The following is a 16,836-nucleotide window of genomic DNA, read 5'->3' as shown; positions in this document are numbered from 1 at the left end:
AATAAGAATAGTACAGAGGACAAAAATTATGTAATGCTTCATATTAGGCATGGAGTATCATCCTCCGCATTTTCTACAATTTGCTTTCTTTATATTATACAGAAAACAGCCGGCTATGACGACCAGCCCGGTTTGGAGAATTGAATTTTTGTTTATAACTTGAAAATTAACCAGACACTCTCCCTTCAAAATCCACTTCCTTTCATTTTTCATACTGAAGGTGCATGATTCCTGATCGTTTTGCAGAATTCCTCCATAAACAAAATTCAGACATATATGCAGTTTTTCCATACAAAAACACGCAAATTCGTCTTCCAACGAAAGTTGCGTGTTTCTTTCCGTCCCGGCACTGTGACCGGCATTTGCGCTTTTCCTTTGTCCAGCGGCGGCAACAGCCTCCTCGCAGTCAGTCTTATGCCTGTCGGGTCTTTCGCGATCGCCTCTACTTTTCTAGTTACATATTCCGCCGGTATTGGCCGCCGACTTCATACAGTGCTTGTGTGATTTGTCCGAGGCTGGCGACTTTTACGGTTTCCATCAGTTCTTCGAAGATGTTGCCGCCAGTCTTCGCTACTTGCTTCAAGCGTTCGAGTGCTTGTGTAGAATCGTTGCGTGCCTGGAACGCCCGCAAGTTGCTGATTTGGGTTTCTTTCTCCTCCGTGGTCGCACGGGCGATTTCCATCGAGTTGATGTCATCATCGCTTTGCGGGTTCGGATTCAAATACGTGTTGACGCCGATGATCGGCAGTTCTCCGGTATGTTTTTTCATTTCATAGAACATCGATTCTTCCTGGATCTTTCCGCGCTGATATTGCGTCTCCATCGCGCCAAGAACCCCGCCGCGGTCGTTGATGCGGTCGAATTCGGCAAGCACGGCTTCTTCGACCAGCTGGGTCATTTCCTCCACGATGAACGCGCCTTGCAGCGGGTTTTCGTTTTTTGACAAGCCATGTTCTTTTGTAATGATCATCTGGATTGCCATAGCGCGGCGGACAGATTCTTCCGTCGGTGTTGTGATCGCTTCATCATAGGCATTCGTGTGAAGCGAGTTGCAGTTGTCCTGCAGCGCCATCAAAGCCTGCAGCGTCGTCCGGATATCGTTGAAGTCGATTTCCTGCGCATGCAAGCTGCGCCCCGAAGTTTGGACATGGTATTTCAGTTTTTGGCTGCGTTCGTTCGCGCCGTATTTGTCGCGCATGACGATTGCCCAAATGCGGCGGGCCACTCGTCCGATCACAGTGTATTCCGGATCCAGGCCGTTTGAGAAGAAGAACGAGAGATTTGGCGCAGAGTCATCGATGTGCATGCCCCGGCTCAAGTAATACTCCACATACGTAAACCCGTTCGACAGCGTGAATGCAAGCTGGGAAATCGGGTTAGCTCCCGCTTCGGCAATATGATAGCCCGAGATGGATACTGAATAGTAATTGCGCACTTTATGGTCGATGAAATATTGTTGGATATCGCCCATCAGACGCAGCGCGAATTCTGTTGAAAAAATGCAGGTGTTCTGGCCTTGATCTTCTTTCAAGATATCGGCTTGGACTGTTCCGCGCACGACTTGCAGAGTGCCTTCCCTGACTTCCGTGAACTCTTCGACAGACAATGTGCGGCCAAGCTCTTCTTCCCGCTTTTTGACTTGCTGGTCGATCGCTGTGTTCATGAACATCGCGAGGATGATCGGCGCTGGTCCATTGATGGTCATGGATACCGACGTGGACGGTGCACAAAGATCAAATCCCGCATACAGTTTCTTCATATCATCCAGTGTGCAGATAGAAACGCCGGACTCGCCGACTTTCCCATAAATATCGGGGCGGTGGTCCGGGTCTTCGCCGTAAAGCGTCACCGAATCGAATGCCGTCGATAAGCGCTTGGCATCATCATCTTTCGACAAGTAATGGAAGCGCCTGTTCGTCCGTTCCGGCGTCCCTTCCCCCGCGAACTGGCGCTTCGGATCTTCGCCTTCACGTTTGAACGGGAATACTCCTGCAGTGTAAGGAAATGAACCTGGCACATTCTCTAAATAGACCCATTTTAAAATTTCTCCGTAATCTTCGAATTTCGGCAAGACCACTTTCGGCACTTTGATGCCGGATAAGCTTTCAGTACGCAGAATTGTGCGGATTTCTTTATCGCGGATCTTCGTCACAAACTCATCACCCGTATATGCTTCTTTCAAAGCTTGCCAGTTGGCAAGAATGCGTTTCGATTCGGCGGTCAATTCGTCTCGTATTCCATCCGCGAGCGATTGCAGCGACTGAATCAGCGCATCGTCCGGCGCTTTTTCCCTCACCGCTTCGATAGCGCCTTCCAATTGGAACAAACGGCGTGCGAATCGGGCCTGTCCTTGTGTTTTTGCATGGTATCCGCGAACTGCATCCGTAATTTCCCGGAGATAGTAGCGGCGCTCATTCGGAATGATCATGTTTTCTTTTTGAGTTTTTGCGAACATCTCATAATCGGTCTGCCAATCTGTGCCGCATTTAGCATTAACAACGGCGACCAGGGCCGCAAACAATGCATTTGTCCCTTTATCGTTGAATTGGCTGGCAATCGTGCCGAATACCGGCATATCATCCAAATTTTTGTCCCATAGCTCCCGGCTGCGCTGATATTGCTTCTGCACTTGGCGAAGCGCATCTTCAGAGCCTTTGCGCTCGAATTTGTTGATGACAATAAGATCCGCATAATCGATCATATCGATTTTTTCAAGCTGGGAAGGGGCGCCGAATTCGCTTGTCATAACGTACATCGAAATGTCTGAGAAGTTGGCGATTTCCGCATCTCCTTGCCCGATGCCGCTCGTTTCAACAACAATCAGATCAAAGTCAGCCGCTTTGACAACATCCAGCACATCGCCAAGCGCCCCTGAAATTTCAGTGCGGGAACCGCGTGTCGCCAAGCTTCTCATGAATACGCGTTTGTTGAAAATGGCATTCATGCGGATACGGTCGCCAAGAAGCGCACCGCCTGTTTTTTGTTTTGTCGGGTCAATTGATAGAACCGCTATTTTCTTATCCGGCAATTCAGATAAGAAGCGGCGGATCAATTCGTCTGTCAGCGAACTTTTTCCTGCACCGCCTGTTCCGGTGATCCCAAGGATCGGCGTGTTTTTGCTTTGGGCACGTACGGCCTCAAGCAAACCTTCAACATCCGTATCCCGCGTATGCGATTCTTCAACCGCTGTAATGGCGTTCGCAAGGGCCACCGGATTTTCAGTCGACAAGTTTTCCGGGACCAGATCAGGTTTTACCGTCGAGAAATCACACTCTTCCACGATTTCCTGGATCATTCCCTGCAGCCCTTTTTTGCGGCCGTCTTCCGGAGAGAAGATGCCTGCAATGCCGTAACCTTCCAGTTCTTCTATTTCACGCGGCAAAATAACGCCTCCCCCTCCGCCATATATGCGGATGTGGTTCGCCCCTTTTTCCTGCAGCAAATCGTGCATGTATTTGAAGTATTCCATATGGCCGCCTTGATAAGATGAAATGGCGATGCCTTGGACATCTTCCTGAATCGCCGCATTTACCACTTCTTCCACCGAGCGGTTATGGCCCAAGTGGATCACTTCCACGCCCGTGCTTTGCAAGATGCGCCTCATGATATTAATGGAGGCGTCGTGGCCATCAAAAAGGCTGGATGCCGTCAAAAACCGAATATGGTTTTTCGGTTTATAAGTTTTTGGTTCCTGTATTATAGCCATGAATTATTGAGCCCCCTGTATCGAGATTTTCTCCCCTGCCATCCCCTGCAGAAGAAACTGCGTCTGTGTCTGGATAAATTCCTGAATGGTGAATTCCCGAAGCGCCCAGCGCCGGAACGCCCACATTTGCCCTTGGACAAACAAATGATGGGACGCAAGCTTGATTTCTTTCTGCGTCATGTTCAGTTCGCCGCTCTCCTTGCATTCCATCAGCAAACGCTCAAACAACGCGACCATTTCCAATTCTTTCTTCAATACATACTGCAAGGCGTCTTTCGGAAGCGCTTTCGACTCCTGATACATGACAACGAATTCATCCTGCATGTCATCGATCAAGCCGTAATAATGTTCCAGCGCTTTAACGAGCACTTCCACCGAACCTTTTTTGACATCCAATGTATCGAGGCGTGCATGCACCTCATCGTAGATCGAATCACAAACGAGATAGAGCACGTCTTCTTTCGTACGGATATATTCGTAGAGCGTGCCAATGCTAAACCCCGCTGCTTTCGCAATTTCCCTGGTCGTCGTCCGGTGAAAGCCTTTTTGTTTAAAAAGCGTGACAGCACCGCGGATCATTTGCGCACGGCGCTTTTCGATCAGGCTTTCGTCTTTTACCGAGGACTGTATTTCACGCTTTTCGCTCATAGACATTACCTCCGGTTATTTTGTGACCATACGGGAAATAACAAGACGCTGGATTTCCTGTGTGCCTTCGTAAATTTGGGTGATTTTCGCATCCCGCATGAAACGCTCCACCGGGTAATCTTTCGTATAGCCATAGCCGCCGAAAACTTGGACCGCTTCGACTGTCACTTTCATTGCCGTGTCGCCGGCCATCAGTTTCGCCATCGCCGATTCTTTGCTGTATGGCAATTTGTTTGATTCGAGCCAAGCTGCCTGATAGGTCAACAAACGGGAAGCTTCGATCGAAGTTGCCATGTCCGCCAGTTTGAACGAAACGCCCTGGTTCGCCGCTATCGGCTTGCCGAATTGCTCGCGTTCTTTCGCATAGTTGACGGACGCATCCAATGCGCCTTGTGCAATCCCGACAGCTTGGGCAGCAATTCCGTTGCGTCCGCCGTCAAGCGTCTGCATGGCAATTTTAAAGCCTTGCCCAAGTTCCCCAAGAACGTTTTCCTTTGGCACCCGGCAGTTGTCAAAAATGATTTCAGTTGTCGGGCTTGAACGGATGCCAAGCTTTTTCTCTTTTTTGCCCACCGAGAAGCCTTCAAAATCTTTTTCAACGATAAAAGCGGTCGTGCCTTTATGTTTTGATTCAGGATCGGTTACGGCAAAAACAATATAGATATCGGCGATGCCGCCGTTTGTGATGAAGATTTTCGAACCGTTCAGGATATAGTGGTCGCCATCTTCTTTTGCATTTGTTCGCATCCCGCCCGCGTCAGAACCCGATTGCGGTTCAGTCAAGCCGTATGCGCCGATTTTTGTTCCTTCAGCCATCGGGCGCAAGTATTTTTGTTTCTGTTCTTCCGTCCCAAATGTGTATACCGGCCAGCCGGCAAGCGACGTATGCGCTGAAAGGGTTACGCCTGTCGATGCGCAGACGCGCGACAATTCTTCCACCGCGATGCAGTAAGCCAGATAATCCGATCCGATGCCGCCGTATTCTTCGGGCCATGGAATCCCGGTAAGCCCGAGTTCTGCCATCTGATCAAAAATTTCACGGTCAAACCGCTCTTCCTCGTCCCGTTCTTCAGCGGTAGGACCTACTTCGTTTTCCGCAAAATCGCGGACCATCTTGCGGATCATTTCATGTTCTTCGCTTAGTTGAAAGTTCATTGTCCAATTCCCCCAATTGTTTGATTTTGCTAAATGTAATTACTAATATTCCACAAAACAGCTGCGAAGCTATTGGCCGTAGCCTGCAAGGCCAATAACTTTGCGGCGAGCTTGCGCAGGAGCATATGTTTTAAGCCCAGCGGGCGAGCGCATAGCGCTACAGGAGCAGTACGTTTTTCTCCGCTGATTTGCTCCATTTATATAGGATAATAAAGGCAGCTCCCAAACATATTTGATTAAAAGCTGAATAATTAAGCTAGCTGTAAAAATTCATTTTCATAAGACTAGAAGCTCCATAACAGAAAGAGCGGAAGGCGTCCGCCTGAAGCGATTTCTTCTAGCCCTCCACTATAAGCCGAACAAATTTCAGGCTATACTCATATTGTTCAAGTAGAATTAAATTGTCATCGAACTATGACAGTATGACTATTTCAACAACTGTTTACTAATCACAATGCGCTGTATCTCGCTCGTGCCTTCGTAGATTTCGGTGATTTTTGCATCCCGGAACAGGCGCTCCACCGGATAGTCCTGCGTATAGCCATATCCGCCAAACACTTGCACCGCTTCTATCGCAACGTCCATTGCCGCTTTTGAAGCGAACAATTTCGCGATAGATGCTTCTTTATTGCAATTTTTGCCTTTCGCATATAAATCCGCCGCATTGTAGACGAGGAGTTTTGCCGCTTCCACCTGCGTCGCCATATCAGCGATCTTGAAGCCGATGCCTTGCTGAGCGGCTATCGGCTTGCCGAATTGTTCCCGCTCTTTCGCGTAAGCCACCGCATATTCATACGCCGCCTCCGCAATGCCGAGCGCTTGCGCTGCAATACCGATGCGCCCGACGTTCAAGTTAGCCATGGCAATACTGAAACCCCTGTTTTCTTCGCCGAGCAGATTCTCAGCCGGAATCTCCATATTGTCAAATGTCAGCTGAACAGTCCTCGAACCATGGAGCCCCATTTTCTTTTCGTCTTTCCCGACGATCAAGCCCGGGAAATCTTTCTCGACAATAAATGCTGAAATGCCCCGTGAACCCGCTTCCGGTTTAGTGGATGCGAAAACGATATATGTATCGGCTTCGCCGCCGTTCGTGATAAAGACTTTAGAACCGTTGACGATATAACGGTCGCCATTTCTAACAGCTTTTGTTTTCAAGCTCGCAGCATCCGATCCTGCCGCCGGTTCTGTAAGCGCAAATGCGCCAAGGTATTCCCCAGAAGCCAGTTTCGGAATGTATTTTTCAATCTGCTGTTCGGTTCCGAAATTCAATATCGGGTTGGTTCCGACCGATGTATGGACCGATAAAATGACCCCGATCACCGCACTCGCTTTTGACAGTTCATGGATGGCGCTGATATAAGAAGTGAAATCCATTTCCGATCCGCCGTACTTTTCCGGAGCCGTGATGCCCATCAATCCCAGGCTGCCCATTTTCTTCAGGATTTCATGAGGGAACTCCCCTTCTTCCATCCGGCCGATAAACGGCGTGATTTCTTCTCTTGCAAAATCGCGCACCATATTGCGCATCATGGTCTGTTCTTCTGTGAATCGCAAATCCATTGCGGGTTCCTCCTAAGATTATGTGTATTCGTAGAATCCGCGTCCGGTTTTCTTGCCGAGCCATCCCGCTTTTACATATTGGCGCAAAAGAGGGCTTGGGCGGTATTTGCTGTCCCCAAAACCATCATGCAGCACTTCCATAATGTAGAGGCATGTATCCAAGCCGATAAAATCAGCAAGCTGCAATGGCCCCATCGGGTGGTTCATGCCAAGGCGCATAATGTCATCAATCGCTTCTTTGGTCGCGACGCCTTCTTGAAGCGTGAAAATCGCTTCGTTGATCATCGGCATTAGAATGCGATTGGAAACAAATCCTGGGAAGTCATTGCACTCTACCGGTGTTTTTGATAGTTGAACGGTCATTTCTTCGACAGATTTATAAACTTCATCCGTCGTAGCAAGGCCACGGATAATTTCCACCAGTTTCATGACCGGTACCGGATTCATGAAATGCATGCCGATCACTTGTTCCGGACGGTTTGTTGCGGCCGCAATCTCCGTTATTGGAAGAGAAGAGGTATTTGATGCCAGAATGGCATGTTTTGGCGCCACTTCATCGAGCGTTTTGAAAATACTGTGTTTTACTTCCATATTTTCAACAGCCGCCTCGATGACAATATCTGCATCGAAGGCGTCTTTCAAATCGAGAGAAGAAGAAATACGGTTTAAAACCGCAGTTTTTTCTTCTTCTGTCATGCGTCCTTTTTCAACATTGCGTGATAAGTTTTTTGTGATTATGCCGATTCCGCGGTCATACGCTTCTTGTTTCATATCGTTCAATTTCACGTTGAATCCTGCTTGTGCGCATACTTGCGCAATTCCGGAACCCATTTGGCCGGCTCCGATGACCATTACATTTTGGATTGCCATTGTCAGTTTGCCTCCTGTTTGGGAACTTCAATCATGATGGCATCGCCTTGGCCGCCGCCTGAACAGATTGCCGCAATGCCGACTCCCCCTCCGCGGCGCTTCAGTTCATAAGCAAGCGTCAAAATGATGCGCGCTCCGCTTGCGCCGATCGGGTGGCCAAGTGCTACCGATCCGCCGTTGACATTGACTTTTTCGGCATCCAGCTCCGCGATTTTCGAACTGGCAAGCGCCACTGCAGCGAACGCTTCATTGATCTCAAAAAGATCGATTTCATCAAGCGTTTTGCCTGTTTTTTTCAACAGTTCGTTGATGACGATTCCCGGTGTTTCAGGGAAACGGTGCGGTTCAATAGCAATTTCGGTATGAGTCAGGATATGGGCCAGCGGCTGTTTCCCTTCTTTTTCCGCACGCTCTTCGTTCATCAAGACGAGCGCCACCGCCCCGTCATTGATGCCAGGAGCGTTTCCGGCAGTTATGGTGCCATCTGCCCCAAATGCCGGTTTCAATTTCGCCAATGCTTCAATTGTCGAGTTGGCGCGCGGCGCTTCATCAAAATCCACCACAATCGGATCGCCTTTTCGCTGCGGGATTTCAATTGGAGCAATTTCTTCCGCAAACAAATCTTTCGCTTTGACTGCGCGTTCATGTGAGCGGGCAGACCATTCATCTTGCGCCTCACGCGTTAAACCGAATGTTTTGGCTGTGGAGTTTCCGTAAGTCCCCATATGGACTTTGTCCGGGTGGAATGAGCAGGACAAGCCGTCATGTACCATGCCATCAATGACTTGGGCGTCGCCCATCCGCATGCCCCAACGCGCTTTCGGCAAATAATAAGGCGCATTAGACATCGATTCCATGCCGCCTGCTACGATTACTTCCTCATCGCCTAAACGAATGATCTGATGTGCAAGCGTAATGCTTCGCATCCCCGAAGCGCAGACTTTATTGATTGTTTCCGATTTGACGTTATACGGAATTCCCGCTTTTTTTGCAGCTTGCCGGGAAGGAATCTGCCCTTGTCCGGCCTGCAGGACATTCCCCATAATAACTTCCTGTACATCTTCCGGTTCGATGCCTGCGCGGCTCATTGCTTCTTTGATCGCCACTGCCCCTAATTCGCTTGCCGATAACGTGCTTAAGTTTCCGCCGAATTTCCCGAATGCTGTACGTGCCCCACCTAAAATCACTGTTTTTGCCATGATATTTCTTCCTCCCCTTTTTGTAAACGGTTACATTTATAATGAAAAAAATATGAAGAAGCGGCAGAGAAACCGCTTCAGGCGGACGCTTTCCCGCTGGAGTCGCCGCCTTTCACTCTTTCTCCAGCTAGCTTCACTTAATACTTTTACTTTTATATCGCTCCGCTATCTTTATTCTATCCCTTTGCTCCTGCATCGCTCAGCTAGCTTCGAAGCATGAAAGGGCGTTGCAGTGCTTCGCGCTTCGCCGCAAATAATTGCCTCTGCATCGCTTTGCTAGCTTCATTTTAACCTTTTGCTCCTGCAGTGCTTCGCACTTCGTCGCAAATAAATCGGCCGAATGATGTTCGGCCAATTTATTGACTGAACGCTCGCTCGGTTTTGGTGCAAAGGAAAAGGGAGCGTTAAACTCCCTTTCTTTTCATTTAGCTTATAAGTGAATCTTAACCAATATTCTGTCTTTTTGCAATTTTTATTTTGCGTTTTAGTGGACGATCGGGGCTTCAAGTGCCGGCGATGATTTTCCGATAACTGCCATTTCCAAAAGTTCTGCTACGTCGTAGGTTCCTACTGTTTCTTCGACTTCTTTCGCTTTTGTTCCGTCCGACAGCATTGTCAGGCAGTATGGACATCCGGACGAAATGATGGTCGGATTGACGACCAGCGCTTGTTCGGTTCTCGCCACGTTGATGCGGTTGCCTGTGTCTTCCTCCATCCACATCAATCCGCCTCCGGCTCCACAGCACATGGCGTCCTGGCGGCTGCGGACCATTTCAACGAGTTCAACCCCTTCGATCGCTTTCAAGATTTCCCGCGGCGCGTCATAGACGTCGTTATAACGTCCAAGGTAGCACGAATCGTGGAAAGTGATTTTTTCATTGACCGGGAATTGCGGCTTCAATCTGCCTTCCTGCACCAGCTCAAACAGCATTTCCGTGTGGTGGTAGACTTCCGCATGGAATCCGAAGTCAGGATACTCGTTTTTGAAAATGTTATAAGCATGCGGATCGATTGTGACGATTTTCTTGATGCCCGCTTTTTCGAACTCTTGGATATTCGCTGCCGCCAGTTCCTGGAACAGGAACTCGTTCCCTAAACGGCGCGGCGTGTCGCCGGAGTTCTTTTCTTTGTTTCCGAGAATCGCGAACTTCACACCGGCCTCATTCATCAAACGGGCGAAGGACAATGCGATTTTTTGGGAGCGGCTGTCGAATGACCCCATAGACCCCACCCAGAACAAGAATTCAAATTCCTCTCCCGCTTTGTTCATTTCTTTTACTGTCGGAATGTGGACGTCTTCACGTGCCTCCCGCCAGTTTTCCTTCTCTTTCCGGTTAAGGCCCCACGGGTTACCCTGCTTTTCAATGTTTGTCATCGCACGCTGCGCATCTTTATCCATTTTCCCTTCGGTCATAACGAGATAACGGCGAAGGTCGATGATTTTGTCGACGTGCTCGTTCATTACCGGGCATTGGTCTTCACAGTTGCGGCAAGTCGTACACGCCCAGATTTCTTCTTCTGTAATGACGTCGCCGATCAGGCTAGGGCTGTAAAGTTCGTCGATTGAAACGCCTTCAGCTCCAGCAGCCATCGCCAGCTGATTGCCTTTTGTATTATTGAATGCCAGTGCCGGCACCCATGGTTTTTGCTTTGTCATCACCGCTCCGGTATTTGTTAAGTTGTCCCGCAGTTTGGTGATCAAGTCCATCGGCGAAAGCATCTTGCCGGTGTTGGTTGCCGGACACATATTTGTGCAGCGTCCGCATTCTACGCAAGCGTAGAAGTCGATCATCTGCGCCTGATTGAAGTCGGTGATTTTTCCGACGCCAAATGATGGCATGGCATCCTCATCTTCCTCGTCTTCCATTTCTTCAAAGTTGATCGGTTTCAAGCGGCCAACATGGTCGACGCGGTGGAACCACGTGTTGACTGGCCCAAAAATCAAATGCGCGTGTTTTGATTGCGGCACGTAAACCAGGAACGTCAATAAGAACAACAGATGCACCCACCACATGATGTAGAAGACTGCAGCCGCGGCGGCTGCCGGCATCCACGAAAAGCCAGCAGCGATAGATGAAGCCACCGGTTCTGTCCATGCTGCTGCATGATTGTGCCAGATCATCGCCATTCCGTTCCCGACAAGAACAGAAACCATCAACCCGCCGATGAAAATCAAGACAAGCCCCGATTTCCAGCCGCGCTTCAAGCGGACAAGCTTTTCAATATACCGTCTGTAGAACGCCCAGACGACTGCTGCCAAAATCATTAACGTTACAAGTTCTTGGAAAAATGTAAAAGCCGGATACAGCGGACCCAGCGGCAAATGCGCTCCAGGAACCAATCCCTTGATAATGAAGTCTATGGCGCTCGCTTGCACCAATAGGAAACCGTAAAAGAACATAACATGAATCGTTCCGCTCTTCTTGTCCTTCAGCAATTTCTTCTGGCCAAACACGTTGACCATCACTTTGCGGAAACGCTCTTTGAAATTTTCTTCAAATTCCACTTTTTTGCCGAGTTTGATAAAATCGTATCTGGTCTTCAGCAGGTACAGAAACAAGTACACGGCGTATGCGGTTACGCCCAGAAACAAGACCCAGTTTGCTATGAGCAATGGCTCCATGAAGAGATCCCCTTCCTATGTGTGTATATTCAAAAAATTCAAGCCATGCATCCTTTTAAACTCCACCCATTGGCAGATGATACCTTTAATAATAAATATGAATGAGCATTCAGTCAATAGGGAAATTGAAAGGGTTTGCATTCAAAAGCAAGTTCTTTCGTTCATCAAGTCAAAAACGAGAAACACCGCTCCGTACAGTGTTTCTCGTTTTATCTATGGATTGGGTAGAGGTGTTTTCCAAAATGCCCAGACAACTGGCCGGCCATTTCCTTCCGGAAGCCAATCAGCACACATGTTGACGGACCAGCCGATTTTTTGATGTCGAGGCCGGGAACAGAATTTATGTCTTCTCCGAACAACCGCCGTGCTTCATGGCCGATTCCCTTTGATCCGATCGGCCACAAGCTTTCAATCAATCCGCTCGCCCGGGCTTCGCTCAGTTTTTTCAGGTCTGCCAGCTGTTCCGCTTTGAGCAGGACAGCTTCACCGACAAGCGGAACACCATAAACGTACCACTCCAGCGGTCCTGTTCGCCCTTCTTGTTTTCGCCTCCCTAACATCGTTACGGCGATCGCAGATTGCAGCGTTGCGATATTCGTTTCTGAACTGCCGCTGATCTGGACGTTTTCAATGCGGGCTTCGGCAAACACATCTTCGACACCGGCAATATAGCGTAACCACTGCTCTTCCCCGCTAAAATTATGAAGCAGGACAGCTTCCGGCTCGCTGCCGGCTGCCCATTGTTCAAGAAGTGCGACTCGAGCCGCGAACTTTGCTGTCAGCCGATCCGGCGCTTGCACAAAGTCCATCGGCTTCTCGCCGATCCCTCCGGAGTTGTCCGAGGTGATGACCCACTCACCCAGCATCAATTCATGGCGCATCACTTCACCCCCTCCCGCAGCCGTTTTTCCATAAATGGCATAATGGCTCCCGCCCCGAGGGCATTAATCCCTGAAGCCGCGAGCAATCCTGGTACAGCTGCATAGAAAAATGCGGGAGATAACAGAAAATAGAAAGGAATAGCTGCAACAACTCCGTTGCCTAAAACGAAAGCGATCCATTTCACATTGCGGCGGCCATCCTTGTGCATTTTTGTAAACAGCCAGACAGCCAATCCCATTTCAAAGGCGATCATTGCGTGGAATGGGCCAAGCGGAAAGCCGCCGTATAAGGCGGAGGCCAAATGGCCGAGCGCGGCTACCACTCCCGCAAGCGGCGCCGATAAAAAAAGGGCCGCAACAAGCGCCGGCATCGCATCGAGCGCAATGGACGCGACACCGAGCGGGATTTTCAGCATGCCGCCGATCGCCGATAAGCTGATAAAGAGTGCGGCCAAAGCCATATTTCTCGGTTTCATCACTCTTTTTTCTTGGCGCGGCCGCCATTTCTGAAAACTTTCGCGCTCCGGACATACTCGTTGTCAGGCACACCCGCACGCGAGTTGACGACGCGTGCAGCGGCAAACAAATAATCGGACAGGCGGTTCAAATAACGCTGAACCACAAGCGGGAATTCTTCTCCAGATTTCATCAAAGTGACTGTTTGGCGTTCTGCACGGCGCGTGATGGTGCGGGCGATATGAAGCGTAGCTGCAGCAGGAGATCCCCCCGGAAGGATAAAGCGCTCCAACAGCGGCGGCTCCTCCATCAGTTCATCGATCCGCTTTTCCAGCACGGTGACCGGCCCTTCCGTCATTTTGAATTGCGGCTCTTTTCGGACGTCGGCCAAATCTCCGCCGCAATCAAACAATTCATTTTGAATTGCTTCTAAATCCGCAAGCAAATCCGAATACTTCTCTGAATCCAATTCTGTCATCGCTTTGCCGATAAATGAATTCACTTCGTCGATTGTGCCGTATGCTTCGATACGCGGCGCATCTTTGTCAGCGCGCGCGCCGATCAAGCTTGTCTGTCCTTTATCGCCCGTTCTTGTATAAATTCTCATCGTCATCCGCCCCTTTTAAAGTTTCTGGTATGCCGTACCAAATCCGTGTCACACTTGCCGCTTCTTTGAACAAAAACTGATAGAGCCGGCCCACAACATCCCGCTGCTGCCTTTCAATGGGATCAAGCGGCACAATTCCCCGGTTGATGTCTGTTAAAATCCAGATTTGCCGGCTGCTTTCGTTCAACAAAAGCGCATCACTGGCGCTCTCCAGGATTTCTTTTTCGCTCTTTCCAGTTTCCAGCTGAAGCTTTACCCATTTCTCCACTCCCGCTATCACCGTGAAAAGCGGGCTCCTTTCAGGCATAACCCCTTCGAACCAAGAGACTTCCTGATTTCCCAGCTGTTCTCTCACATACTCGCGTTTGCCATTAAAGGCGCCGCCGAAAACGATGTGCATTGTGCCTCCTCCTCAAATGCTTGCCGGTTTTGCCATATGAGCGTATAGCAGTGGCCATGAAGCACGGTCTGATTCCAAAATGCTTCCTTTTTTGCACGCGCCAGTAAATGGCGGATGGGACCCCCGTGTGCCACAACCCAAAACTCCTCCCCGCTGGGCAATGAGCGGACGGCCCGTTCCACACGGACGGCTACTTGGTCCAAACTTTCACCTCCCGGCGGTTGACAGTGAAAAGGATCATCGATCCAATTGCGGTATGCTTCCAGGCCTTCAAGTTCAGGATACGTTTTTTGCTCCCAATCGCCGAAATGGCATTCGCGCCAATCTGAATCGGAATGGTAGATAGCGTTCGGAAACAAAACTTCCGCTGTTTGCCGGCAGCGCTGCAAATCGCTTCCCCAGACACGCTGCACTTCCGGATACGCCGGCGCTTTGAACGGCAATACCGGTTCATCAGTCCAGCCGATATACTGTTTTGCCTGGTTCCCGGCAGCCGGGGCGTGCCGGATCAGATGAAGAACAAAAAGACCGCCCATAGCAACAGCTCCGTCCCTTCTATATAAGCTCCGAACAAATCACCAGTCACTCCGCCAAAATTCTTCAGGCACCACTTTCTGTAAAGGTAAATCGACACCAGAAGAACTGCAGCCAGTCCAAAAGCCAGCCGCAAGCTTTCCATATACCCCAAAACACCCCAAGCTGCCGCCAACCAGACGGCCGCCCCTAAAGCAACCTGTCCGCCGTCCGCCCGCCGCTGAAAAAAAGCCGCAAGCCCGCCCTCTTTTGCGCTGGCGGTTTTGCTGAACAACAGCATCAAGCCGATCCGTGAAAAAACAGGGACGAATGCTACCGCTATTATCGGAATTCCTTCAAGCACTTCCGACACAACTATGATTTTCCCGAAAATGAGCAGCGTCAGCGCCATCGCGCCAAACGCACCGATACGCGGATCTCCCATGATCTCCAGCCGCTTTTCCCGTTCCTGATAAGAAAAATAAGCATCCCCTACATCAGCCACGCCATCCATATGCAAACCGCCCGTCAGGAAAATGCCAATGACAACAACAATAAAAGCGGCGAATAGCGAACTAAGTTCCGTAAAGTTCAACAGCGTCCATGCAGCTGCTGCGGTGATTGCGCCGAAAATCAGACCAAGAAACGGCAACGCCCTGTACATTGATGTTATGTACCCCTTTTCCAATGGCAACTCTTTTTTCACTGGTATGATGGAGAAAAACTGCAAAGCGAGCAACAATCCGATCCCTAAACGCTTCATCCCTTTTCCTCCATGATCCGTTCAACCTGTTTCCAATCGATATGGGCTTTTACATGTTCAGCAAAACGGCTGTAACGGTCCGGCCGCTCTTTCACTATAGGTTCTGATATATTTTTTTCCTGCCGGATGGGCGCTAAAAATGCCTGGCGGCAAACGGCCGATCCAAAAAAACCATGCAGGTGTGTGCCAATCAGCCGCCCTGTTTGAACCCCTTCGGTTCCGTCTTCATATGAAATCAGCGCTTTACCGCCATACTCTGACCTGCCGGTATGAATTTCATAGCCATCAATCTTGAAGTCTTGGCCATTCATCTTGACGGTTCCGCTCCGCCTTTCGACAAACTTTTCCGCAGTAAAGTGTGTAGCCATCCCGGAAACCAGGCCCAGCCCTTTTTCGAAGGCAATTTTCATGCCGTCAAAGCCGGCCGGATCGGCTAAACTGTCGCCGAGCATTTGAAAGCCGCCGCATAGTCCGATAATCCGCGTCCCATTCTGCAGGGATCGGAGCGCCTCTTCCAGTTTTTGTTGTTTCCAATACCGCAAATCCGCGATAGTGCTTTTCGTGCCTGGAAAAACTAAAATATCCGGTTGGCCAATGTCTTTCACAGATTCCACCCAGCGGACCGCCACGTCCGGCTCATCCAAAAACGGTTCCAGATCCGTGAAATTCGACAAGTAAGGATGCTTCAATACAGCCATGTCGATTGGCCGATTTTGGGCATCCCTAGCTAATTCGCGGACGCCCAAGGAATCTTCCTGTTCAATTCCATGGCTGCCCATATACGGAATCACCCCCAGAACCGGCAATTTGGTGTATGATTCCAAAAAAGCGATGCCATCTTCAAACAGCCTGATATCCCCGCGGAATTTATTGATCAAAAGCCCTTTTACCCGTTCCGGATGAGGCATAAGCGCCAGCGTTCCCACTATTGAAGCGAAGACGCCTCCCCGTTCGATATCAGCAACCAAAATCACCGGAACGTCCGCACGTTCTGCTACCGTCATGTTGACAATTTCCCGGTCGTTCAAATTCACTTCTGCAGGGCTTCCTGCCCCTTCGATGACCAGGTGCGTATAGGTTTTCGATAGATTTTCCAAGGCCTGGCCAATCGCTGCCAAGCCCTTTTCATAAAAGTTCGCACGATAATCCATGCCGTCCATTGTTTCGATTTTTTTGCCAAACAAAACAATTTGGGACTTCATATCGCTTTCCGGTTTCAGCAGGATCGGATTCATATCCACCGTTGCGACCGTTCTCGCAGCTTCCGCCTGAACGCCCTGAGCCCTGCCGATTTCTTCCCCCAGCACGGTAACATAGGAATTGTTCGACATATTTTGGGATTTGAACGGTGCCACCCGGATTCCTTGATCGGACAAAATCCGGCAAAACGCTGTACAGATCATGCTTTTTCCGACATCAGACGCCGTTCCTTGAATCATCACGCCGCGCATT

The 16,836-nt window shown here is 49.7% G+C and carries 14 protein-coding genes; all 14 read right to left on the bottom strand.

All coding sequences use genetic code 11. The annotated features are described in order from the left end of the window. Window positions 1–454: 454 nt before the first annotated feature. The 14 genes from icmF to FQV30_RS03650 all read right to left on the bottom strand — a co-directional run bounded on the left by icmF (window position 455) and on the right by FQV30_RS03650 (window position 16,835). Window positions 455–3,706, bottom strand: a complete 3,252-nt coding sequence (icmF, locus tag FQV30_RS03715; RefSeq protein ID WP_146498786.1) for a fused isobutyryl-CoA mutase/GTPase IcmF — start codon at window positions 3,704–3,706, stop codon at window positions 455–457. A 3-nt stretch (window positions 3,707–3,709) separates the two neighbouring features. Next, window positions 3,710–4,354: a TetR/AcrR family transcriptional regulator gene (locus FQV30_RS03710; protein ID WP_146498785.1), complete on the bottom strand. Its 645-nt coding sequence runs from the start codon at window positions 4,352–4,354 to the stop codon at window positions 3,710–3,712. A gap of 15 nt (window positions 4,355–4,369) precedes the next feature. After that, complete coding sequence (locus FQV30_RS03705) at window positions 4,370–5,509, bottom strand: acyl-CoA dehydrogenase (protein WP_146498784.1); 1,140 nt, start codon at window positions 5,507–5,509, stop codon at window positions 4,370–4,372. Between the two features lie 426 nt (window positions 5,510–5,935). Further along, window positions 5,936–7,072 carry an acyl-CoA dehydrogenase gene (locus FQV30_RS03700; RefSeq protein WP_146498783.1) on the bottom strand — a complete coding sequence of 379 codons (1,137 nt, stop codon included), beginning with the start codon at window positions 7,070–7,072 and terminating at the stop codon, window positions 5,936–5,938. Window positions 7,073–7,090: 18 nt separating this feature from the next. Further along, window positions 7,091–7,942: a 3-hydroxybutyryl-CoA dehydrogenase gene (locus FQV30_RS03695; RefSeq protein ID WP_146498782.1), complete on the bottom strand. Its 852-nt coding sequence runs from the start codon at window positions 7,940–7,942 to the stop codon at window positions 7,091–7,093. Window positions 7,943–7,944: 2 nt separating this feature from the next. Continuing rightward, complete coding sequence (locus FQV30_RS03690; RefSeq protein ID WP_146498781.1) at window positions 7,945–9,141, bottom strand: acetyl-CoA C-acetyltransferase; 1,197 nt, start codon at window positions 9,139–9,141, stop codon at window positions 7,945–7,947. A 484-nt stretch (window positions 9,142–9,625) separates the two neighbouring features. Next, window positions 9,626–11,764 (bottom strand): (Fe-S)-binding protein, encoded by a 2,139-nt coding sequence (locus FQV30_RS03685; RefSeq protein WP_146498780.1) that lies wholly within the window; start codon window positions 11,762–11,764, stop codon window positions 9,626–9,628. A 209-nt stretch (window positions 11,765–11,973) separates the two neighbouring features. After that, window positions 11,974–12,645: an alpha-ribazole-5-phosphate synthase gene (locus tag FQV30_RS17860; protein WP_186725509.1), complete on the bottom strand. Its 672-nt coding sequence runs from the start codon at window positions 12,643–12,645 to the stop codon at window positions 11,974–11,976. After that, window positions 12,645–13,121 (bottom strand): ECF transporter S component, encoded by a 477-nt coding sequence (locus tag FQV30_RS03675; protein ID WP_146498779.1) that lies wholly within the window; start codon window positions 13,119–13,121, stop codon window positions 12,645–12,647. The genes FQV30_RS17860 and FQV30_RS03675 overlap by 1 nt, the downstream gene beginning before the upstream one ends. Continuing rightward, window positions 13,121–13,708 carry a cob(I)yrinic acid a,c-diamide adenosyltransferase gene (locus FQV30_RS03670; RefSeq protein WP_146498778.1) on the bottom strand — a complete coding sequence of 196 codons (588 nt, stop codon included), beginning with the start codon at window positions 13,706–13,708 and terminating at the stop codon, window positions 13,121–13,123. The genes FQV30_RS03675 and FQV30_RS03670 overlap by 1 nt, the downstream gene beginning before the upstream one ends. Next, window positions 13,680–14,108, bottom strand: a complete 429-nt coding sequence (locus FQV30_RS03665) for a bifunctional adenosylcobinamide kinase/adenosylcobinamide-phosphate guanylyltransferase (RefSeq protein WP_146498777.1) — start codon at window positions 14,106–14,108, stop codon at window positions 13,680–13,682. The genes FQV30_RS03670 and FQV30_RS03665 overlap by 29 nt, the downstream gene beginning before the upstream one ends. Beyond that, window positions 14,060–14,644, bottom strand: a complete 585-nt coding sequence (locus tag FQV30_RS03660; protein WP_146498776.1) for a histidine phosphatase family protein — start codon at window positions 14,642–14,644, stop codon at window positions 14,060–14,062. Before FQV30_RS03660 ends, FQV30_RS03665 begins: the two co-directional genes overlap by 49 nt. Next, window positions 14,617–15,384: an adenosylcobinamide-GDP ribazoletransferase gene (gene cobS, locus FQV30_RS03655; RefSeq protein WP_146498775.1), complete on the bottom strand. Its 768-nt coding sequence runs from the start codon at window positions 15,382–15,384 to the stop codon at window positions 14,617–14,619. Before cobS ends, FQV30_RS03660 begins: the two co-directional genes overlap by 28 nt. Further along, complete coding sequence (locus FQV30_RS03650) at window positions 15,381–16,835, bottom strand: cobyric acid synthase (RefSeq protein WP_146499558.1); 1,455 nt, start codon at window positions 16,833–16,835, stop codon at window positions 15,381–15,383. Before FQV30_RS03650 ends, cobS begins: the two co-directional genes overlap by 4 nt. Window position 16,836: the final 1 nt, after the last annotated feature.

Source organism: Planomicrobium sp. CPCC 101110 (genome assembly GCF_007859395.1).
Lineage (GTDB): Bacteria > Bacillota > Bacilli > Bacillales_A > Planococcaceae > Planococcus.
This window is presented reverse-complemented; position numbering and strand designations above follow the sequence as displayed.